The organism is Mesorhizobium sp. WSM3868 (assembly GCF_002294785.1).
Taxonomy (GTDB): Bacteria; Pseudomonadota; Alphaproteobacteria; order Rhizobiales; family Rhizobiaceae; genus Mesorhizobium.
Genome location: NZ_NSGB01000017.1, coordinates 117610 through 139434, shown reverse-complemented (window position 1 = coordinate 139434; position 21825 = coordinate 117610). Strand labels below are relative to the sequence as shown.

Below are 21825 nucleotides of genomic sequence, written 5' to 3'. Positions count from 1 at the left end.
ACGATACATTGAAGCTGGTGCTGGTGAAGGGGCTTGCGTCGTCGGTGTCCTGGCCCTTGATCAGCAGCGAGGCCGCGCCGGTCTTCACCTCATTGGCCTGGAACTGGATGTAGGCGCTGGTGATGATCGCGCCTTGCGGGACGTCGATACCGGTGAAGCGGAGACCGACCGTCTGGCGGGTAGAGCCGTCAAAGCCCAGTTCCAGATCACTGACGTTGCTCGAAATCGAGCCGGAACCTTTCTCCTCGACATCGTCGCCTGCGGCCGCCACCCTGGCCTCGAAAGTCCCAGGCGTGCTGCCGCCGGTGACGTCAACATTGAAGGCGTGGGTGTTGGTGCTGCCGTCCGACGAGGTCGCGGTGACCGTGAGCGCAACCGTCGGCTCGGACTGGGCGTTGAGCGTGCCGGTGCTCGAGCGTGTTATGACACCGGTGCTGGGATTGATGGCAAAGCGCGGGTCGTTGAGACTGTAGGTGACCGTCGAGCCGGCATCGGGATCCGTGGCCGAAGCGGTGATGCCGACGGCAGTACCGGCGGCAGCGTTCTGGCCGATCTGGTTGGCCGCGGTGTTGGCATCGGGCGGCGTGTTGAACGCAACCGGTTCCGGGCTGTCGAGGACGGCGATGGTGAAGACCTTGTTGGCCGTGCTGCCGTCGGAAGAGGTTGCCGTCACCGTCAGGTCGATCGACGACTGGGTCTCGAAGTTGAGGCTGCCTGTGCCCGAGCGCGTAATGACGCCGGTGCTGGAATCAATGGCGAAGCGCGTGTCGTTGAGGCTGTAGGTGACCGTCGAGCCGGCATCGGGATCGGTGGCCGAAGCGGTGATCCCTGTCGGTGTCCCCGCCGCGGCGAGCTCGGCGATCTGGTTGGAGCCGGGGTTCGAGTCGGGCGGAGTGTTGAAGGCCACAGGCTGTTGGCCGGCCGTGACGGCGACGGTGAAGGGGTGCGTGACGACGCTCCCGTCCGACGAGGTGGCGGTGACGGTGAGGTTGACAGACGGCTCGGACTGGGCGTTGAGCGTGCCGGTACCTGATCGCGTGATGACGCCGGTGCTGGAACTGATGGCAAACCGCGTGTCGTCGATCGTGTAGGCGACAGTCGAGCCGGCATCGGGATCAGAGGCCGAAGCAGTGATACCGACGGCGGTGCCGGCGGCAGCGTTCTGGCCGATCTGGTTGGCCGCGGAGTTGGCATCCGGCGGCGTGTTGAACGCAACCGGCTCCGGGCTGTCGAGGACATCGAGGGTGAAGCTCTGGGTGGCGGTGCTGCCGTCGGAAGAAGTTGCCGTCACCGTCGGATTGATGGACGACTGGGTTTCGAAGTCGAGCGTGCCTGTGCCCGAGCGCGTGATGACGCCGGTATTGGCATTGATGTCGAAACGCGAGTCGTTGAGGCTGTAGGTGACGGTCGCGCCGGCGTCGGGATCCGTGGCCGAAGCGGTGATCCCGGTCGGCGCTCCCGCCGCGGCGAGCTCGGCGATCTGGTTGGCAGTGGGATCGGCATCGGCAGGCGTGTTGAAGGCCACCGGACTTCCGGATCCGGGCAAGACATATTCGATGTGCAGCAGCGGCGCGCTGGTCGGATTGTACTCGTAGGAATCGGCTGTGCGCGTGCCGGTGCCGGTGATCAGGAATGCCATATCGTTGACCGCCGCCCAGCCCGAGCGGCTGACGATCTCCTGCACGATAGCCGTCAGGTCGGGCGTGCGCTCGGCCAGGGCCTGCTCCCCCACCGTGGTCCACGGGGCCGGCGTCCAAGTCGCCGACGCGTCGGTCGTTGCCCGTGACGATACATTGAAGCTGGTGCTGGTGAAGGCGCTTGCGTCGTCGGTGTCCTGGCCCTTGATCACCAGCGAGGTCGCGCCGGTCTTCACCTCATTGGCCTGGAACTGGATGTAGGCGCTCGTGATGATCGCGCCTTGCGGGATATCGACGCCGGTGAAGCGTAGGCCGACCGTCTGGCGAGTCGTGCTGGCAAAGCCCAGTTCCAGATCGTCGACATTGGTTGAAATCGAGCCCGAAGCTTTCTCCTCGGCATCATCGCCCGCGGCCGCCAGCCGCGCTTCGAATAGTTCAGCCATAGTCGGTCTCCTCTCGTAAATTTCCTCCGCAACGACGGAATCTCCCGGTGCCCGATCGGGCGTCAGGCTGAGCCCATGATCGAGCAAGGCGATGGCGTCGTTGCGCGTGAAGAACGTGATCCTGGGAACTGACCTCGAGTTCCGCCGCTGATCAGTCTGTTGCCTGCCTCAGTCTTGGCCATGCGGGCACGACTGCCGCGAGCAGGCGCAGCAGTGACAGGCCTTCCCGCCCAAGGAATAGCGACGGCAGGAGCCAGCACAACAGCAAGCCCCCCACAGACGCCAGCAATGCCGTATCGATGAGCAGCGGAAGAGGCGATAGATGGAGGGCGCGAAGCCAGTCCACGAATGCCCAGGTACCGGTTCCGACAACGCCCGCGAGCGCGACGCCAGGCAGGTGCGCAAGGAAGAAATTCGCCCAGGTCATCCCGGTCACGCGGAGACTCAGCTGCGCCATGAGAAAGAAATTTGCCCCGAATGCCAGGCCGACACCAAACGCCACCCCTTCCACGCCCCAGAATTGCCCTGTGAAGGCTCCGATGCAGACACCGACGGTGAAAACAGCCTGGCGCCAGGCCCGGGCGTAAACCGTTCCGGTTGCTCGCGAGACGGAGTCGCTAAGCTTGTAGCTCGTGCGGAACAGCATGCTGAACGCCAGGATCTGGAGCGGGCCGACCACGCCTTCCCAGCCCCGTCCGAGAATGACCCGAACCAATTCGGGCGCGACGATCGCCACCACCACGCTGGCCGGCAGGACAAGCAGGCTGCAACCGGCGACCGCGCTGCGATAGGCGCGCGCAAGCCTGACGGGCTCTTCCTGGACCAGCGCCATGGTGGGGAACAGCACGCGATCGAGCACCTGGCCCACGATGACCGCCGGAGTGGTCATGAGTTGGGACGACAAACCGTAGACACCGAGCGCATCGGCGCCGAGATAGCGGCCCACGACAAGCCTGTCCACCTGAGTGGCAAGGTAGTTGCAGACCCGCGCAATGGTGAAGCCGCCGCCAAAATAGAGCAGTTCGAAAATCGCGCCCCTCTCGAGCAACGGCCGCATCGGGTGCCGCTGGCCGACGAGCAGCACGATCGTGCGGAACAACTGCTGGACCAGGATCGCTGCGACAAGTGCCCAGATACCGAAGCCGAGCCAAGCCAGCACCGGAGCGACGACCACGTAGCCGATGGCGAAAGCGACCGCGTCGACGAGCGCGAGCCAACGGAACCGCAAGGCACGCTGGGCCGAGGCCAGCGCCACCATGGAGGCTCCTTGGAAAAGAAAGATGAAGCAGACCGCACGCACGATCGGAGTGAGCTCGGGCAGGCGAAGAAGACCGGCAATAGCGGGTGCCAACGCCCATACCAGAGCGGTTACGGTAAGGCCAAGGAAGAGCGACAGGGTATATCCGACCCGGAGATGCCGCTCCTCCAGTACAGGTCGCTGCACGATCGCAGGCGTGATGCCGAGGCCCTGGAAGATGGCCGAAAACTTGATGACGATCAGTGCCGCGGAGTAGAGACCGAACTCGTTGGGCGAGAGCAACCGGGCCAGGAGGACGAGGGCGACAAGCTCGGCAACCGCCAAGGCGCCCATGGACAGGCCCGTCCAGAACATGCCTACGACACTGCGTTTTGCCAGCCCGCGCCGGATGTCGCTCACGCCAATCTCCACATGCCGCCTTGCTTACTCGACCGACCAAAGAAGGGCGGCCATGCATCTCCCCGGAACCGCTCAGCGGGGGGAGGGGATATTCGGATGGCCATGCTGAAACGCCAACGGCGCCCGCGTGGGCCGCGAGCCATGCCCGACGAGAAGGGACGGGGGGATCTCGTAGCGGTAGAATCCCATCTCATCCCGCACCTCGGGGATGATCGCCGCCAGTTCGTTCGCATCCAGGCGCAGCCACTTCTGCTGGCGGCCGGGATCGATCATCTCCTTCGCCACGCGAAGGATGTCGTCAGAGCAATGCAGCCCGCAATGTTCATAGATACGGCGCAAGACCAACTCGGGATCCTGTATCAGATCCTCATAGCGAAACGACAGCACGCGGCCTTCGCCAAGCCTGGCGAGATCCTCTCGGGCCATTCGATTGCCGCGCGCCCACTGGCGCGCGATCACTGTCAATTTTTGATGCTCCTGCAAATCCCGATCTATTCCCTTGTAGCGCGGTCCGTAGATCGACGTGTATTTTCTGTGTAGTATCCTCTTGGCGACTATCTGCTTTACGACGTCTCCCACGTAGTAATGGACTTGCGTGGCCGGCGTTTCTTTCAATAGTCGCAGAAGACCTTTGAAACTTTTTGCGCGCTGCCACTTAAGTTCCATGGAGCTTATATAGGAGAACGGATTCCTTGTGATATATAGAAATATAGCCTCTGGGAAGATCTGGTGGATAAACGGCACGCGCAAGACATTGGCGGGCGTATTTTCCATGATTTGCCGGTTGCCGTTCCGCAGCTGATAGTCGAGGAACCGGTTGCGAATGTAGCGCACGACCTTCTCGCTGGCGTCGGCTTTGACAAATTCGTCATGCCGGCGCGCCGGATCGGCATAGAGCCACAATGTTTTTGGCTCGTACCAGGTGACGACATCCGGGTGCAGCCCGATCAATTTCTGCGTGATGGTGGTGCCCGACCGGTAGTTGCCAATCAGAAAAATCGGAGGTTTCAACTCTGCTGTCGTCATGACAAGCCCCTATCGCTAAAGGTCAACCAGGATGCACGGATGCGCACGACAACGCGCTGCTACTGGTCTCTGAAGGCACGCATCATCTGGTCCGTCAAAGGCTTCATCAGGTATGAGAGCACCTTGCGGTCGCCAGTCCGTACGAACGCTTCCACCGGCATGCCGGGCGCCAGCGAGAGCGCTCCAAGCTTCTTCAGCTCGTGGGGGTCGGGGGTGATGCGCACCGTGTAGTAGATTTCGTTGGTATGCTGATCGCGCGTCACGTCTGCCGCGATCATGGAGACCATACCTTCCGTTTCGGGCGTGGTGTGGACGTTGAAGGCCGTGAAGCGAAGAAGCGCGCGCTGACCGATCGAGAGCTGATCGATGTCCTGGGGTGCGGCCTTTACCTCGACCGCGAGAGCATCGGTGTCGGGCACGATCAGCATGATCGGATCCCCCGCGCCGATCACGCCGCCAACGGTATGGACTGCCGATTGATGGACCGTGCCGCTGGCGGGGGCGCGAATATCGATGCGCGACAGCTGGTCCTCGGCGGCGACCTTGCGCTCCTCGAACTCGGCGATCTTGGCCTCGACATCGCGCAGATCGCTCCCGGTCTCGCTGGAAAACTCCTTGTCCAGCTGCAGGATCTGCAGCTCGATTTCGGCGATCGCTCCCTTTGCCTGCGCAATGCTCGACACAAGTTGCGCCCGTTCACCCTCGATGCGCGTCGCCTCACGTTCATATTCGGTCAGCTTCGATTTGAGGGTGAGTTTCATTTCGACAAGACTGCGTATGTCGACGAGCTCGTCGTTGATCAGCTTGATCTCCTTCGTCTTTGCCGATTCCTGCGCCGAATAGCCTTCGATCTGCTTCCCGAACTGCTCGATGCGTTCGCGTAGGCGCGCCTTGTTGCCAGACACCTCGGTTCGACGAAGCTCGAACAGCCGCTGTTCGCTCGCCACCGTGGCAGCTATCTCAGGGTCGTTCATTCTCGCGACAAGCATCGGAGCAAGCGTGATGCGCTCGCTGCCGTCACGCTCGGCCTCGAGCCGGGATTTTCGCGCATAGAGCTCATCCAGGTTCTTCGTCACGTAGGCCAGGCTGGCACGCGGAACGGTGTCGCTGAGCTGGACCAGAACGTCTCCGGCCCTGACGCGGTCGCCGTCGCGCACAAAAATCTTGCCGACCACACCGCCGGTCGGGTGTTGAACCTTCTTTTCGCTGCTGTCGACGACCACCGTGCCGTGCGAAATCACCGCTCCCGAAACATCCACCGTCCCGGCCCAGACTCCCATTCCGCCGACGAGCAATGCGACGATGGTCGTGCCACCCAGCAGATTGCGACGGATCGACCGTCGGTTCAAAAGCGACACGTTCGAAAGGGCAGCTGTCATTTCCCCATTTCCAATCCGGGTCAGCCATCAACGCGGTGTCGGAGTGAGCTTGAAAACCGGCTGCAGGCCTGCGGTCACGGTCTGTGGCGCGGGCAAGAGTGTCGACAGAACGCTTTCCCTGGTGCCGAACATCTGCGTCTGGCCTTCTTTCATCACGAGCAGGAAATCCACTGTGCTGAGAATGTTCGGCCGATGCGCCACAATCGCTAAGATGCCGCCGCGGGCCTTGATTGCGAGGATGGCAGCGGCAAGCGCCATTTCACCTTCGGCATCGAGATTGGAGTTGGGTTCGTCGAGGACCACCAGGAACGGATCGCCATACAGCGCGCGCGCCAGCGCAATGCGCTGACGCTGGCCGGCTGAAAGCGCGGTTCCGCCCTCTCCGATCTGCGTCTCGTAGCCATTGGGGAGACCGATGATGAGCTCGTGGACGCCCGCGGCGCGGGCGGCTGCGACAATGGCCTGCGGGTCCGGCCCGGGATCGAAGCGCGCGATATTGTCGGCAACCGTTCCCGCGAACAGTTCGACGTCTTGCGGAAGGTAGCCTATGTAGCGGCCCAGCCGCTCCGACGACCACTGGTCGAGAGCGGCGCCGTCCAGCTTGATACGGCCGGCCAGCGGTCGCCATGCGCCGACCAGCCCTCGAACCAGACTCGATTTGCCGGAACCGCTTGGTCCTATGATGCCGAGCACCGAGCCGGCGTCCAGGCTGAATTCCACACCTTGCACGATGATGCGCTGTGCGCCCGGCGCACCGATCGCGATGCGCTCCACCGTCAACTTCGACCCGGGCACCGGAAGCGCCATCGGTTGAGCATCCTGCGGCAACCGGGCGAGCAATTTGCTCAGCCTGCTCCAGCTCTGTCGCGCCCCGACGAAGTTGCGCCAATGGGCGATGGCAAGATCGACGGGCGCCAGCGCACGGCCTACAAGGATGGAGCCGGCGATGATGATCCCGGAGGTCGCCTCGCCCTCGATCACAAGCCAGGCGCCCACACCCAGCATCGCCGACTGAAGCATCAGTCGCAACGCACGAGCGAAACTGCCGAAACCGCCAACGATGTCGCTGACACGCTGTTGCAGCGCAAGATGCTCGCGGCTCGCTTCGCGCCAGTGGTCGTGCAGGCGCCTGCCCATGCCCATCGCCTGAAGCACCTCCGCGTTGCGCCGGCTGGCCTCGGCCAAGCTGTTGCGCCTCACGCTGCTTAGAACCGCAGCGCCCATCGGTCTGCGTGTGAGGATCTCCGTCGCGACCGTCAGCGTCACCAGCACCAACGCGCCGCAAGCGGCGGTTGTCCCGAGGGTCGGATGAAGGCTCCAGATGATCGCCAGGTAGAAGGGCAGCCAGGGAAGATCGAACAGGGTGCCAGGCCCGGCACTCGACAGAAAAGTACGGATGTTGTCGAGATCGCGTTGCGGCTGCAATCCATCTCCCTGCTGGCCGATGTACAGGGGCAATTTCGAAACGGCGGTGAATACGCGTCCCCCGACCGCTTCGTCCAGCTCAGCGCCGATCCGGTTCATGATGCGGCCGCGCACGAGGTCGATTACCGCCTGCCCGGCAAACAGAACGCCGGCCAGTATTGCCATGGCGATCAGAGTGGGGACGCTGCGGCTCGGCAGCACCCTGTCGTAGACCTCTAACATGAACATTGCGCCGGTCAGCATGAGGATGTTGCTCACGCCGCTGAAAGCCGCAACGCCCGCGAAGGCTGCCTTGCAGGAGCGCAACGCACTGGCCAGTTCGGAGCCGGGCGCCGGTTCCTTGGTTGAGGACGGGGCGCCGGCGTTCGCGAATGCGCCGGGCAAGTCGTTTCTTCGTCTCCGCCTTGCGCTGCGGACGGCTGCCATGAAGAGACCAAGGGCCGCGATCGCCACGAAAACCTGGAGGGCACCTGGATCGGCCAGCAAGGCCTGGGGATCGGAAAAATAGCGCCAGCCAGCCACGAGGTCCGTCCAGGGTCGCGTCTGCGAAACCCTGGCGAGATCAACAAAGCGTGGCAGAAACTCCGCACCCGCAAGCGCGGCGGCGAGGAGGAGCAGGATTGCAGCGGGAAGACGGACGATGAGGCGGCGGCGCGGGGCCTTGCTCGACTTCTTGCGGCGCGCAGTTGTGCGGGGGCGCTTTGGCGGCCGCTGCTTCGTCTTGGCATGGAAATTCGCCCGGCGGGGACGCGCTCCAAAGGCCGTCAATGCTGTGCCAAAGATCACGTCAAAATTCCGAAGATATCTGCTGCTCTATTGGCCGACCATGCTGCGCTGGACGGCCGGATTTTGCACTTTGGGAGAGGCACCAGAGTCCGGAGCGTAGAACCCCTTGTTGGCCACGACGGAAACCTCGATGACGTCGCCGGCTCTCACTTCCGTGTTTTGATCGGCGACGATGTCGTGGGCGATCTTCTGGTCGCGCCTGAAGATGGAAATCCTCACCGAGCCCTGCAGGTCGTCGAAGGTTCTCTGTTCGCCGTAAGTGAAGATAAAGAGAAGCTTGTCGGCCACGTATCTAATTTGACTCTGGATTTTTCCGAGCTCAACTTGCGCGTCTTGGGTCTGGGCGATCAATTCCATTTCGTGACTTTGGTGCTTCTTTCGCAGCTCGCTTTCAGCGTTCAGCATCGCCTGCTGCGCCTGTTCCTGCTGCAATTCCGTCTGCGCCAGTTCAGCCCGATAGCTGGTATGTGCTCGTTCCGCCGTCAGCACATTCGAGTTCGTTATCAAACCCTTTTCCCGCAGAGACCGGGCAGACTGCAGTTCTTGCAGTTGGATGTTCGCGGTCTTTTCACGTTCTTCCCTGGCCGCGGCTAGCATGGCCGCTTCCTTCTTGGCCCGATCCAGCGAGGCCTCCAGGTAGGAAACGTCATCCCGATACGCGGCAAGCCGGGCGTCCAACTGCTGCTGTTCAGACGCGATGATGCCGTCAATCAACTGCCCGCCAAACTCGACGGGCGAATCGGGAGGAGCGACGAAGGACTTTTCCAGTCGACTTTCCGCCTGGAGCCGGGCAAGACGGACCTTCAGGCGATATTCTTCAAGCGCCAGGTTTGAGCGCGCGCTTCGCAGATCAGCTATTTCCAGGGCGGGCTCCGTGTTGCCCACAGCGCTGGCGCGAAACCCGCCTGCTATGGCGAGTGCATGGCGAACCGTTATTCCGGGTTGAAACGGATAGGATCCGGGGTGGGCCACCGTTCCGGAGATGAAAAATGGCCGGTATTGTCCGATCTCCACTTTCACGAACGGCTGGAGGATCAGCTTCTGCTGCTGAAATGCTTGCTGGATGGCCTGCGAGAGGGCAACGGTGGTCAGGCCGCGCGCTTTGATGTCACCCAACATTGGCAGTGAGATCGAGCCCCGATCATCGACCACGACCTCCAGCGGATAGGATTGTTCGCCGATCACGGACACACGCAGGATGTCGCCGGTGTCGAAGGTGTATCCATCCGCGCGCGATGCACTTGCGGTGAGCAGTACAATGGCAACGGCAAGCCCACCGATCATTGCGAGCATGCTGCCGACCGCGGGTTCGAAGTTGGAAACTAGCCGTCGGCACCAGCCCTTCATGCGCAGAGGCTTGGGAGGAAATTGCTGGTCAATACGCATACGCATCGTCGGTACTCCGGTTGTCTAGCCTGCTGCCATCGGGGCCCGCCGACATTCGCCGGCGGGAGCGCGACACGAGGTTCTTCCTATGGTTCGAGAAGTAAGCCTGCATTGCGAACTCCATCGGAGCAGCGAAGGCTGATCAAAATCCGTGCAGCCCGAAGGTTTGCCCGGCGAGGCGGTCGCGAATTCTCGCCTCGTTTGGCCTCGCGGCCGAAGGGGCGGGCTCGAGCACCGATTGATAAATCTGCTCGACGCTTTCGCACATGGCGTCCAGCCCCCAGGACGACAGGTCGGTGCGTTTCGCGCCGTCGGCCAGTTGAGTGCGGTGCTGCTGGTTCTCGAGAAGACCGGCGACAGCAGCCGCCGCGGCGCCCACATCCTCGGCCGGCGTCACAATTCCGTTCACGCCATGGCGAACAACCTCTTCCACGCCTGGCAAATGCGAGACCACGCTGGCTCGACCGCCGGCCAGATACTGCATCATGACGCGCGGCAATCCCTCTCGCATCGAGGTCAGCACGCACACGTCCGCCAGGCTGATCAGTCGTTCGGGCTCGCTATGGTAGCCGATCATGCGAATGTTGTTTGCGCACCGGGATCGTTCAATGGCAAATTCGACGTCCGAACGCGCCGGTCCGTCACCGGCGAGGAGCAGTCGCACGTTTGGAACTCGGTCAACGACTTTGCCGAATGCCTCAATGAACTCGACGTGGCGTTTTCTCGGTTCCAGCGCGGCCAACATCAGGACCACCGGCGGCTTTGGCTCCCCGGCAGCCGTCCCCAGGAGCAGATGCGGATCTTGCGGCCACCGCGCGTTCGCGAAGCGTGCCAGATCGAAGCCGGAATGGACGACATGGTGCTGATCGGGGCTGCCCAGATGATTGGCGATGCAGATGTCGCGCATAGCCTGACTGACATCGATGAAAGCGCGCGTGAACCTCGCGGCCAGGCGTTCGGCGGCCAGGAACACCAGCCTCTGCCCGCGGCCGACATGCACGAAAGGCAAGATGTGGACACCATGTATGATGCCGGGGATATTGGCTTCCTTGGCAGCGAGGCGGCCGACAATGCCGGCTTTGCTTTGATGGGTGTGCACGATGTCGGGCCGCCAATCACGCATAAGGCGGGTGAGCTGCCTGAAGGCGGAAACGTCGCGGGATGGCGAGATCGGATTGATGAGTTTTTCCAGCGTCACCACTCGCAGGGCTCCGGCAAGGGATGCCCGTAACCTTGGGTCGTATTCCGCGCCGTGAACCAACAGCACTTCATGGCCGTGCCGCGCCTGAGCGAGACAGCAAGCCAAAGTGTTCTCCTCGGAGCCGGCTCGAAGCAGTCTGGTGATCACATGGACGATCTTCATTTGCTTGTACCTCAGGGACATGAAATCCGGAGCGGCGGGAGATCGTGGGGATCGAGCGGGAGTGTCGCGGGGCGCCTTCCGCGGGTTTCGGGGCACGGGCCGGGCTCGCCCGTCGTTCGGCGCGATCGCGTAAAAGCTGCACGTCGGGGATGATGCGGGGCGGTTGGACCGCCCGATTTGCCTCTCAGAGAGACAGCCAGATATGCCTGAACAACTCGCGGCCGACGCTCTCTATGCCGGCGCTGGCGTCAACGGTCCGGATATCCTTGTCCTTCGCCCGCAGTTCCGCCATCAGGGATAGCCGCGCGTCGAACGCTTCTTTCCTGATGTCCCCGGGCTTTCGCTGTTCGGAGACCGCAAAGTCTGAAACGAGGTGCAAAACGAGGTGTGGGCGGCGTTCCGCCATCTTCTCGTAGAGTCGCTGCTCAAGCCGGGCGAGAACTGACAGGCCTGGGACGGAGAACAGGCGAGCGGGAATGGTCGGCCCGTCCAGATATCCCCTGCCGAGCGCCTGCGGCCACCGGTCACAAATGACGATCATGCCGCGCGTCGACCATCGATGTGCGCGTTTCACCACAGCGTATCGCTCAAAAGCGATCAAAACCGCCCAAAACGCCAACGCGGCAGCGACAAGTCCTCCCTTCGACCAAGCCCGGCCGGAGGAATCGCTGCCATCGTTCTGGGCCAGGGACTTCAGGCGCCGTCTATGGGGAGAGACGACGGTCTGCAATGCCTTGCGAAGCCGCCATCCATTGCCATCGCCAGTTCCGACATAGACTTGGGCACACCCGAATTTCCACCCGAATATCTGCCTCAGCCGGGTAGCCTGAGTGCTCTTGCCCATGCCATCGGGACCTATCAAGGCCACCACGAATCCACCAGCTGCGGGCCGTCTCTTCGGTGGAAAGCGCCCCGGCATCAAGCGGTGGAGGGATCTCAGGGCGAGATAGCAGGTCTTGCGCACCAGATGGACCGCCGCATCGGCGATAGCGGGGCGTCCCGTATAACCACACATTTCGCGGATCGAACGCCGCAGTCTGGCCAGATCTCCGCGGTGGGCGGCCAAGCCGTCGGCGCTTTGCAGGAACCTGCAGCGCACCGTTCTTGCGCCGTCAAACGTGCAGTCGACGACCTGCAAGCCGTGCTCGTCCGACGTGGACGGCAGGCGCGCAAAGTGCTGCTTCCAACCCTCGTCGAGGGTGATCCATTGCCTCCATGGAAGCGCCGAGGCGCGGAAGGCGAAGCGGGCAATCGCTATTCGAAGCTCGTCTTCGGGAGAGACCACCGGAACCGATACTCCGTCGACGCAAATCGCCTCCCATCGCGTGATCGCCGCATAATCGAAAGCCGGATAGCGCTTGCGAAATTCCCGGCCGACGCGGGCACCGATATGCATATCGAGATGGAGATAGCGGCCATGCGTGAAGTCAGGCAGGAACCAGTCTTCTCTGCCGGCACAGACATTGTCGTAGCAGGAGAGGCTCGCGCCGCGCCGGCCGTGCAATTGACAGACGATGGAGCAGAAGAGCGGGTAGTCATGCTTGTCCAAAAGCACATCCAGATCATCCCGTCCGGCAAATCCGTCATGCACGGACGCGAGATCCTGAATAATTCCGTACCTCACGCCAGCTTCATTGAGTGCTCGAAACAGTTCGCTGGCAATTGGCAGTGCCGGCGCCGTTTCGATCGGCCTGAAAGGAGCGCCTCCGTCAGTTTGATACGGCGCTGCACCTGAGTGGCTGCCCAATGCGCCCGCGCCAACAGTCTTCGCCGACGCTGAAACATTCGCTCCCGGCGCCAACGTTTCCGCCACGATCTCCGCCTTGGCCTCCGTAGCCCAGCGGCGATACTGCTGCGGCTGCAGACGATCCCGAAGGTCTCCGGCCCCGGCCGGAGGGAAGGCTGCCGATTTGGACTTGCGTGGTGTTTGCAAGAGATTTCTCGTGATTGGTCGCGGGCGAGCGTCACTCGCTCGTCGTCGCCGGAAACGTCGTGGAACTGGCGTGCGGTAGGTCCAAGCCCCTCGGTGGGCTGGTGTTCCTGGGATGTCGAACGACCAATCGTCTCAGTGCCGGCCCGCAGGTTCTGACGTCACCTTCGCAGGCTACCGCACCGAGGGTGAATTGGGTGCCAACTCATCACTCCCTGCCGAGTATTTCGGCATCTGTGTAACGAAAGCGGTGAGTAAAAACTCACCGAGTAGTTTTAAGACACTATCGACAACTTGTCCCGATCAATAGTGATAGGAGTAGACCGGTTCATGATGTCGAGAAGAATTCTGACCGCTCCGGCGCTTCCGACATGATCAAGAATCCCGAGCTGGTCCGAAAATGGCCCGTCTATGATTCTGATTTTCTGGCCCGGCCTCAACAGGATGTCCGGGTGCAAAATCCCGTCCTCATCGGTTGCCGATATCAAGGATTCAACCACCCCATAAGGCGCCGGTACCGGCATGCCCTTGCTCATGACGAGCTTTCGGACGCCCACGGTCGAGTTGATCGGGTACCAGCTCTGCTGATGGACAGCCAGGGAGACGAACAGATAGCAGTCGAAATACGCGCTGGAGACGGTCCTGACCCTGCGGGCGTGCCGGACGGTTCGCCTGCGCTTGGGCAGATAGGTCCGGAAGTTCTGCGACAGCAGGTGCCGCTCGGCAAGGCTCTCGGAATGCTGGTGCGTCTGGACCACGCACCAGCGCGCAGCTTCGCCGCCGTGACTTTTGTCCGTCGAGTCAGGAAAACCGTTGTTGCAGAAGTTAGTGTGCAGCATGACGCAATACTGTCTCTTCCCTAATTGAGGTAGTAACTATCCGAGACACTGCTTTCGAGCGACGTGTAACGGCCGTATCTGGGCAGCTTTGGTTCGTCCACCATCGTCAGGGCAATGCCGGCAAGCTTGGACCGATCGCCAAGATGTCGAATTCCTTCGGCAACGGCCTCGCGCGAGGTTTCCCGCCACCTCACGACGAAGACGACCTTGTCGACATGCCTGGCCAGGATCGAGGCATCGGCCGCGGGTCCGACGGGTGGTGCGTCAATGATCACCGTGTCGAATTTTCCCCGAACTTCCTCAAGCAGCGAGCGCATTCGCGCCGAAGCAAGAAGGGCAGGCGGGTTGCGGGTTCTTGCTCCTGCGGGCAGCATGGATATGCCCGAGCGTTCGTCCAGATGGATCGCGTTTGCGGCCTTCACCGGCAAGGTCAGGAGATCGACCAATCCGACCTTGTCAGCCATGCCGAAGAAGGCCGTGGCGGCCGAAAGACGCAAGTCCGCGTCGATGACCAGAACCCGTTCGCCGTCGGCAGCCGCCGAGCAAGCCAGGCTTAATGCCAGCGTTGTCTTGCCTTCGCCGGGCATCGCTGATGTCACGAGCACCAGGCGCGGCGAACGGTCCAGTTCCGGCGTGGCCTGAATACCGAGGCGAAGCCGCCGCACCGCTTCGCTGTACCTGGAGAGCGGTTTGCGCTCGAGATAGGCCACAGGCTGAGCATGGACGTCTTTCGACCAGCCTGACATCCTTGGCATCGACGCAAGAACCGGAACTGCCAATTCTTCCTCGATCTGCTTCTTTGCCATGAAGCCGGAAGCGAAGAGTTCACGTAGCACGGCGCCGGCGCCCCCGAAGAAGATGCCGAAAACCACACCCAAAGCCGCAAAAAGAGGCCTGTTTGGGAAGCTTGGCGCGCCAGGAACGCTCGCATCGGTGATTACACGCACGCCGCTGTTGAGGAGGGTGGATTTCTCTTCGGTGAGCTTGGCGCGTGACAGGAACGTCTCGAAGAGTTCCTTGTTCGCGGCCGCGATCCTCTCCAGATCGCGTAACTGGACGCCAACCTGACCTTCGATTTCGGAGCGGTTGGATACCGAGTCCAGGGCGCGAGCCAGAGAAGCCTCCCGTGCTTCGGCCGCGTCGACCTCGTTCTTCAGATTGCCGATCAGGCGCTGGACTTCGGCAGCGATCTGTCCCTCGATGTCGCGGCGCTCGGCCTGAGCGGACAAGACCTCGGGATGCCGCTCGCCATACTTCAATTTGAGGTCGGCTTCCCGCCGGGTCACTCCGGAGAGCTGAGCCCTGAGCGCGTTAATCACCACCGACTGCAGCACGTCCGGAATCGACTGGATGTCACCTCCGGCAGCCTGTACCTTGCTAACTTGCTGATATTGCGAACGTTTCTCGGACAACTCGGCGCGCGCATTGATTAGGGCGACGTTCAACTCGGACAGCTGCTGGTCAGTCAAGCTGCCCGCCTGCGTGGCCACTAAATTGTGATCGATCCGAAACTTCTGGACAGCTTGCTCCGAACGGCTGAGTTCCGCTCGCAGATAGGCGGCCCGATCGCTGAGCCACGAGGAGGCCTTCTGGACCCCTTCGTAACGGGACCTTATTCGATCTGCCACATAGGCCTGGGCAATCGCGTTCGCGAGCGATGCCGCTTTTTCCGGATCGTAGGCGCCTACATCAAGCTCAATGACGTTGCCAAGCCCGACGCGCGAAACTCCCAGCGCGTTCTGGAGCCATATCAATGCCCCCGGTCCTATCTTGGGGTCTTCCGCCAGCTTTTGGCTGTCGACGACCTGCTGAAGAAGTGACGCAGACCTCAAGACAGCGATCTGACTTTCAATGAACGTTGGATTGTCAGAAAAATCAGAATTGGAGTAATCTTGTGGAGTCATATAGTCGATCGGAGCGTCAAGTAATATCTGAGAAACTCCAGTGTATGTTGTCGGAAGAATATAGGCGGCAGCTATAAACAGAGTGAAAGTGATGACGGCAATTCCGCACACCAGCTTCCACCGACGAAGAAAGAAATCGAAGACTTCCCTGACGTCGAGGGGCAGGAATTCCCGAATCATCCTCGGATTATCAGTTGGACTGGCCATTTCCCGAATCCTCACGATCGACAGCACAACTCCCAGCCCTTCAGCGTCGGCTGAATGGCGTTCATTTCAAAATGGGTCGGGCAGCTAGCCGTTATGCGCTCTCAAACGCATGAATCGTAAGGGTTGGTGTCCCCCCGACATGTCCAAATCGCTCTTCTGCGCCCACTCACCGATCGCGTCACCGGTAAGGCAGAAACATATCAGCTTCGCGGACATCGCCGCCATTACCATTATTGAGTAGTAACTCGGCTAAAGGTCGATCTGGTCTACCCCGTATGCCTCTCCGAGCTTTAAGAAGTCGCCGAGACACCTTCCTCTCGCCCTTCAGGGAGGTCCACTACAACGCTACGATCGTCAAGGATGCTCCTGACGATGAGAGAAGCGGCCGGCCTCGGCAGTTCTGAGGTTGACATGGACACTTATAGCGAAGTCGTTCCGAGTTTTGCAGGTTGGGTGCTCGACGGTCCCGGGGTCATTCTTCTGCTGGCGGCAACCCTGCCGCTGATGCTTCTTCTTAAGGGCCGGCAGCTGGGCTACGGGACCCTTGCCGTCGTTGTCGGCACTGTCATGTTGCTATTGTTGGGTATCGAGAATTGGGCGGGAGCGGTCGCCGCTCTTCTCGCCTATTGCGTCCTTGTTTCATTGGCCTTGCTTTCCACCTGGAGGCGTATGAAGCAAATCGAGGACCGCCTCGCATTGGTCGCGTCGGCAATAGACGGCCTGGAAGTCGCCGAGGAGCGGCGACAGACCTACAGCGTCAGGCGTTCGCGCCGGAAGCCGGAGGCCGGAGCAATGGTGCAAACCGTCGCGGTCGGCGCGACGGACAATCCAGAAAACGAGACGCGATATATTCCAGGGCCGCCTTGGCAAGAGCTGCAAGCGCCCGGTCCGCGACCCGAATCCGCGGCTCCGGCGTCAACGCAATCGGCAGGGCGCAATTTTGCCTCATCGTCGGGTGGGAGCCCCTGACAACAAGGTTCGAACACAAGGATCGGTGTTCCGGCGGCAGGTTCTCGGGCAGCCTGTCCGGACCGACAGCGCGGTTCAACTTTTCGCTGCATCCGCAGCGTCGCGCGTAATGACGAGACTCTCGGCCTCCCGCCGGGGCTTTGCGATGGTCCAGACGATACTGTCGGGCGCAGTATGCGGGATCGGTGCGGTGGGGCCTGCATTTCGACGGCATCCGGGCATGCCGCGGCATACTGCTTGGCATCGGTGCGGCACGAGCTATTGTCTCTAAGTCAATCGTGGCTGCAAGCCAAAGCTGTGCCGCCTGAGCGACTTTAATATACCAAGGGTGTAGGGTTGTAGCAAAAGGTGGTAGACTGCACTGCAATTCGGATGAGGTGACAGATGGAACTTTTTGCCTAGTCGATAGTTGCAGCTTCAGGTTGACCCGGGGGGGTGGATCACGGGCTTGGGCGATTCGGGGAAATGAACTTATCGAAGCAGGTTGGATTGGTGAAAGGACCCACGCTTGCTGACGCAAGCTGGGAAAGGGGAATCTCTGTACTGCCAGGAGCCGTGCGCCGCACCTATGCGGCCAACGCGACTATTGCAGGCGAATACCACACCAAATCCTCTATTCTGATTATGATCGCCGGCTGGGCGGCATTTGCGAAGACATTGCCGAACGGCTCACGTCTCATCGTCGATTTTGCGCTTCCTCGCGAAATTGCGGTGATCGAGTTCGCCGGAAAAGCGGGCGATACGGTGACGGCCCTCTCGGACGTTATCGCGATTGAGCTGGCCGGCCCCGTCCGTACATGTTCTGCGCGTTATCCGCAGTCCATCTGCGAAGCAATCCTGCGGGCTGAGGCGGATCGATATTCAAGAGTTGCGGAACACCTGGCAAGCGTCAGCAGAAGGGGTGCCGTTGAGCGCACGGCCCATTTCCTTCTCGAACTGGCCTGCCGCTCACATCGATCGGCAACGAGCTATCCGGCCCGCTTTGAATGCCCGCTGACCCAGGGCGAACTGGCCGATGCATTGGGACTTTCGGCTGTGCATGTAAGTCGCGTGTTGAAAACGTTGCGTCAGACCGCCCTGGCCTCATTCCGGTACGGCGTCGTCGAGTTGCACGATCTTCCGGGACTGATCAAAACAGCCGGATTTGATCGCTCCTACATTTCGGGCTGATGCAAGGCGCCTGGCACGGGCAGTTCAGCGCGGGAGTGCTGAACTGCTCAAACCGTTTGGGCCAAATCGTCTCCTTCCGGCCAGCCTATTCTCCCAGCGCAAGTCCCAATTCGGCGCGCCGTCGCAGCCAAAGACTTGCGCGGTAGCGAGGATCCCGGGTGCGGTCATGGATCGTATCCAGCATGCGCAGAATGCGGGCAGGGCCGAGCTTGTTGCCCCACTCCAGCGGTCCGTGGGGATAGCCGAGCCCCAGCCGCACGGCGGCGTCCACATCCGCCGCCGATGCAATCTTTTGCTCGACGATCTCGCAGCCGATATTGACGATCATCGCGACGACGCGCTGGCAGACCGCGCCGCAACTATCGCTCACCAGAGTGGCCTTGCGGCCGGCGCTTTTGACAAGCGCGCGGGCGGCGCTCCTGGCCTTGTCGGACGTCGCCGCCGACGCGACGAGCGTGACGTGACGGTCCAGGCCGAAATAGGGATCGAACCCGAGGCATAGTGAAGGTGAGAGGCCAAGACGCATCGCGGCGCCGGCGACGTCGTGCCCTTCCAACCCTACGAGGATGAGGCCGTCTCGCCCTAGCGCCTGATCCTGGCGGCCGCAAACAGTGGCGCCGGCCGACGCGACCAGTTTTTGCATTTCGCCGGTGTCATTGTCGGCCAAGACGGTGACACGGTCCGGAATCCCGCTGGTCTCCGCCGGCTGTGTTGATGCGGGCGGAACGGCTTGCCGGTTGCCGTCGTAGGCATAGAAGCCGCGTCCGGTCTTGCGCCCAAGCAGGCCCGCCGCCACACGCTGCGCCGCGATGACGGAAGGGCGGTAGCGCGGATCCTGATAGAACTGGTTGTAGACACCCTCCATCACCGGGTGGGAGACATCGAGCCCGGTGAGGTCCATCAATTCGAAGGGGCCCATCCTGAAGCCGGCGGCGTCGCGCAGGATCGCATCGATCTCGGCGATCGAGGCCACGCCCTCCCGCAGCATGGCCAGGGCCTCGGTGCCGAAGGCACGGCCGGCGTGATTGACGATAAAGCCGGGCGTGTCGCTGGCGACGACGGGCCGGTGGCCGAAGCGGGCCGCAAGCTCGACCAGCGTGTGCTCGACCTCAGGCGCCGTGTGAGCTCCTGAGATGACCTCGACCAGTTTCATCACGGGCACGGGATTGAAGAAATGGTAGCCGGCAATCCGCTCAGGTCGCTTGGCCGCGGAAGCGATCGCCGTGACGGACAGCGAAGAGGTGTTGGTCGCGATGATGGCGTCCGGCCTGACGATTGTCTCCAGCGCTTCGATGAGCTGACGTTTGGGCTCGAGACGTTCGACAATGGCTTCCACCACCAAATCGACCCCTGCCAGTCGCTCAAGTGTTTCGGCGGGTTCGATGTGGGCGAGCAGCTTCTCGACTACCTCCGAGCTGACTTTGCCGGCGGCTGCCCTGGCGCGCTGACGCGACGCGATTTGCTCGATGGCCGCCGCCGCCTTTCCGGGGGCATCATCGACCATCATCACATCGATGCCTGCCGCCGCCAGGACCTCCGCTATGCCGGAACCCATCACCCCGGCGCCTACGACACCGGCTTTCCCGATCCGACTGGTGGGCTCCCCTCCCGCGCCTGCCAAGTCAGCGCCCCTTGAACGAGGGTCCGCGCTTCTCCAGGAAGGCGGCAATGCCCTCCCGTTTGTCCGCGGTATCGAAAAGCAGCTGGAAGGCTTTGCGTTCCAGCCTCAAGGCGGTTTCCAACGGAGCGTCTTCGCCGTTGACGACCGCCTCCTTGATCTGCTCGACGGCCAGCGGCGGAAGACGGCCGATCCTCTCAGCGATTTGCAGCGCATCCTGCAAGGCCTGGCCCTCATCCGTCAGGGTGCTGACCAAGCCGGCACGCTCGGCATCCTCGGCCGAAAACAGGTCGCCGGTGAGAAGGAGCATCAGCGTCTTGTATTTGCCGATTGCCCTGAGCAGGCGCTGGGTGCCGCCGGCGCCCGGCATCAAGCCGAGCTTGACTTCAGGCTGGCCAAAAGTGGCTGACCTTGCGGCGACGATGATGTCGGCGTGCATGGCAAGCTCGCACCCGCCGCCCAGCGCGAAGCCTTCGACCGCGGCAATGACCGGCTTCGGGCACCTGGCGATCGCGTCCCAGTAGCGGTGGGTGCGCTGCAGAAGCATGTCGGCCGAGCCGAGCTTTTCGAACGCTTTTATGTCGGCTCCTGCAGCGAAGTTGCCGCCGCGCCCAGCAATGACGATCGAGCGGATTTCCGTGTCCTCGGAAAAGCTTGCCACGGCGGCGGCCAGCTTCTCCCGCACTTCGAGGTTGAGCGCGTTGCGCACTTCGGGACGATTGATTTCGACCAGCCCCACATTCTCGACAGGGCGGCTCTCGACGACAACGAGGGATTCTTTCGCGGAACTCATTTCATGCTGCGGAATCTAACAGGGAGACTTAATTTCATACCCGAACTATGGTCAGCAGCCGCGAGGCCCGCAAGGATATTGTTTGCTGCGGCCGGTGCGATCGGGGCGGTCCGCAGGCCGGAGCCGGCTTCTCAGCGTCATGTTTTCGCTCGAGCTCCGATGTCCATTAGCGATGCTCCAGCAAGATGCGCGTCACATGCTCCGCGATGGCCAGGCTCGAGGTCAGCCCGGGGCTTTCAATGCCAAACAGATTGACCAGGCCCGTGATGCCATGCGTCCCGGTATCCTGGACGACGAAATCTCTGTTGGCTTCGCGGGGACCGGAAAGCTTTGGCCTGATACCGCTATAGGCCGGCTGCAGGCTGCCGTCGGCCAGTTCCGGCCAGTATTTGCGGATTTCAGCATAGAAGCGGGTGCCGCGTGCGGGGTCGACGCGGTAGTCGAGCGCATCGGTCCATTCGACGTCAGGCCCAAAGCGCGCCGTGCCGGCAAGGTCGAGCGTCAGATGGACGCCGAGCCCGCCGGGCTCCGGCACGGGATAGATGAGGTGCGAAAAGGGCGCTCGCTTCGCCACTGAAAAATAGTTGCCTTTGGCGTAGCAAAGGCCGGGCAGGAACCGGCGATCGAATCCTGTGATCGAGCCGGCAAGCGCGACAGCACCGAGGCCCGCCGCGTTCACGAGCCGCGATGTGGCGATCTCGAAATCTTCGCCGATTCCCGTGCTGGTCGTGTGGAGAACGATGCGGTTGGCTTCGATCCGGCCCGACACGATGCGGGTGTTGAGCGACAGCATCGCACCGCTTCTCTCGGCATCGCCGAGCAGGGCGAGCATCAGCGCGTGGCTGTCGATGATGCCGGTGGAGGGCGAAAGCAGCGCAGCCGTGCAATGCAGCGCTGGCTCAAGCGCGTGAGCCTCGGCGGCGGAGAGGAAACGCAAGTCACCGACGCCGCACGCCGCGGCATTGGCTCGAATGTTGGCAAGCACCGGCTCCTGCGCATCATCGGTCGCGACGATCAGCTTGCCGCAGCGCCGGTGCGGGATCGAGCGCTCGGCGCAGTAGCGATAGAGCATCTCGCGTCCGGCCACGCAGAGCCGGGCCTTGAGCGATCCTTGCGGATAATAGATGCCGGCATGGATGACTTCCGAGTTGCGCGAGCTTGTTTCGGTGCCGATGGCATCCGCCGCTTCGAGGATCAGCGCGTCGAAACCTTGCGCGGCCAGGCTGCGTGCGATCGCGAGGCCGACCACGCCGGCACCGGCAATCACGCAGTCAACCTGTTCCATGACCAGTC

At 62.0% G+C, this 21825-nt stretch carries 15 protein-coding genes; 2 read left to right on the top strand and 13 right to left on the bottom strand.

Annotated features, from left to right (window positions below):
* The 10 genes from CK221_RS23700 to CK221_RS23655 all read right to left on the bottom strand — a co-directional run.
* Positions 1-2080, bottom strand: a 2080-nt coding sequence (locus tag CK221_RS23700; protein ID WP_245430718.1) for a cadherin repeat domain-containing protein, incomplete at its 3' end; no start/stop codon positions are given.
* A 151-nt stretch (positions 2081-2231) separates the two neighbouring features.
* Positions 2232-3737 (bottom strand): lipopolysaccharide biosynthesis protein, encoded by a 1506-nt coding sequence (locus CK221_RS23695; protein ID WP_245418716.1) that lies wholly within the window; start codon positions 3735-3737, stop codon positions 2232-2234.
* Between the two features lie 72 nt (positions 3738-3809).
* On the bottom strand, positions 3810-4763 hold the full coding sequence (locus CK221_RS23690) for a sulfotransferase (protein ID WP_082954065.1): 954 nt from the start codon (positions 4761-4763) through the stop codon (positions 3810-3812).
* 59 nt (positions 4764-4822) lie between these two features.
* Positions 4823-6142, bottom strand: coding sequence for an HlyD family type I secretion periplasmic adaptor subunit (locus tag CK221_RS23685; RefSeq protein ID WP_095779453.1), 1320 nt, complete (start codon positions 6140-6142; stop codon positions 4823-4825).
* Between the two features lie 27 nt (positions 6143-6169).
* Positions 6170-7993 carry a type I secretion system permease/ATPase gene (locus tag CK221_RS23680; RefSeq protein ID WP_095779466.1) on the bottom strand — a complete coding sequence of 608 codons (1824 nt, stop codon included), beginning with the start codon at positions 7991-7993 and terminating at the stop codon, positions 6170-6172.
* Positions 7994-8380: 387 nt separating this feature from the next.
* Positions 8381-9745: a polysaccharide biosynthesis/export family protein gene (locus tag CK221_RS23675; protein ID WP_245430717.1), complete on the bottom strand. Its 1365-nt coding sequence runs from the start codon at positions 9743-9745 to the stop codon at positions 8381-8383.
* Between the two features lie 136 nt (positions 9746-9881).
* Positions 9882-11102 carry a glycosyltransferase gene (locus CK221_RS23670; protein ID WP_095779452.1) on the bottom strand — a complete coding sequence of 407 codons (1221 nt, stop codon included), beginning with the start codon at positions 11100-11102 and terminating at the stop codon, positions 9882-9884.
* A gap of 184 nt (positions 11103-11286) precedes the next feature.
* On the bottom strand, positions 11287-13035 hold the full coding sequence (locus tag CK221_RS23665; RefSeq protein ID WP_245430716.1) for a hypothetical protein: 1749 nt from the start codon (positions 13033-13035) through the stop codon (positions 11287-11289).
* 272 nt (positions 13036-13307) lie between these two features.
* Positions 13308-13871 carry a transcription termination/antitermination NusG family protein gene (locus tag CK221_RS23660; RefSeq protein WP_095779451.1) on the bottom strand — a complete coding sequence of 188 codons (564 nt, stop codon included), beginning with the start codon at positions 13869-13871 and terminating at the stop codon, positions 13308-13310.
* 20 nt (positions 13872-13891) lie between these two features.
* Positions 13892-15982 carry a polysaccharide biosynthesis tyrosine autokinase gene (locus tag CK221_RS23655; protein ID WP_095779463.1) on the bottom strand — a complete coding sequence of 697 codons (2091 nt, stop codon included), beginning with the start codon at positions 15980-15982 and terminating at the stop codon, positions 13892-13894.
* Positions 15983-16354: 372 nt separating this feature from the next.
* Between CK221_RS23655 and CK221_RS23650 the strand changes: the two genes are divergently transcribed.
* Complete coding sequence (locus CK221_RS23650; RefSeq protein WP_210200037.1) at positions 16355-16951, top strand: hypothetical protein; 597 nt, start codon at positions 16355-16357, stop codon at positions 16949-16951.
* 555 nt (positions 16952-17506) lie between these two features.
* Positions 17507-18121, top strand: coding sequence for a Crp/Fnr family transcriptional regulator (locus tag CK221_RS23645; protein WP_179295193.1), 615 nt, complete (start codon positions 17507-17509; stop codon positions 18119-18121).
* Positions 18122-18206: 85 nt separating this feature from the next.
* Here the strand turns inward: CK221_RS23645 and CK221_RS23640 are convergent, their stop codons facing one another.
* The 3 genes from CK221_RS23640 to CK221_RS23630 all read right to left on the bottom strand — a co-directional run bounded on the left by CK221_RS23640 (position 18207) and on the right by CK221_RS23630 (position 21817).
* The gene (locus CK221_RS23640) at positions 18207-19742 is read right to left on the bottom strand and encodes a 3-hydroxyacyl-CoA dehydrogenase (protein ID WP_280952188.1); all 1536 of its coding nucleotides are present in this window, start codon (positions 19740-19742) and stop codon (positions 18207-18209) included.
* 1 nt (position 19743) lies between these two features.
* A complete protein-coding gene (locus CK221_RS23635; RefSeq protein WP_095779447.1) occupies positions 19744-20532 on the bottom strand; it encodes an enoyl-CoA hydratase-related protein in 789 nt (262 codons plus the stop codon).
* A 166-nt stretch (positions 20533-20698) separates the two neighbouring features.
* The gene (locus CK221_RS23630; RefSeq protein ID WP_095779462.1) at positions 20699-21817 is read right to left on the bottom strand and encodes an NAD(P)/FAD-dependent oxidoreductase; all 1119 of its coding nucleotides are present in this window, start codon (positions 21815-21817) and stop codon (positions 20699-20701) included.
* Between the last annotated feature and the right edge of the window lie 8 nt (positions 21818-21825).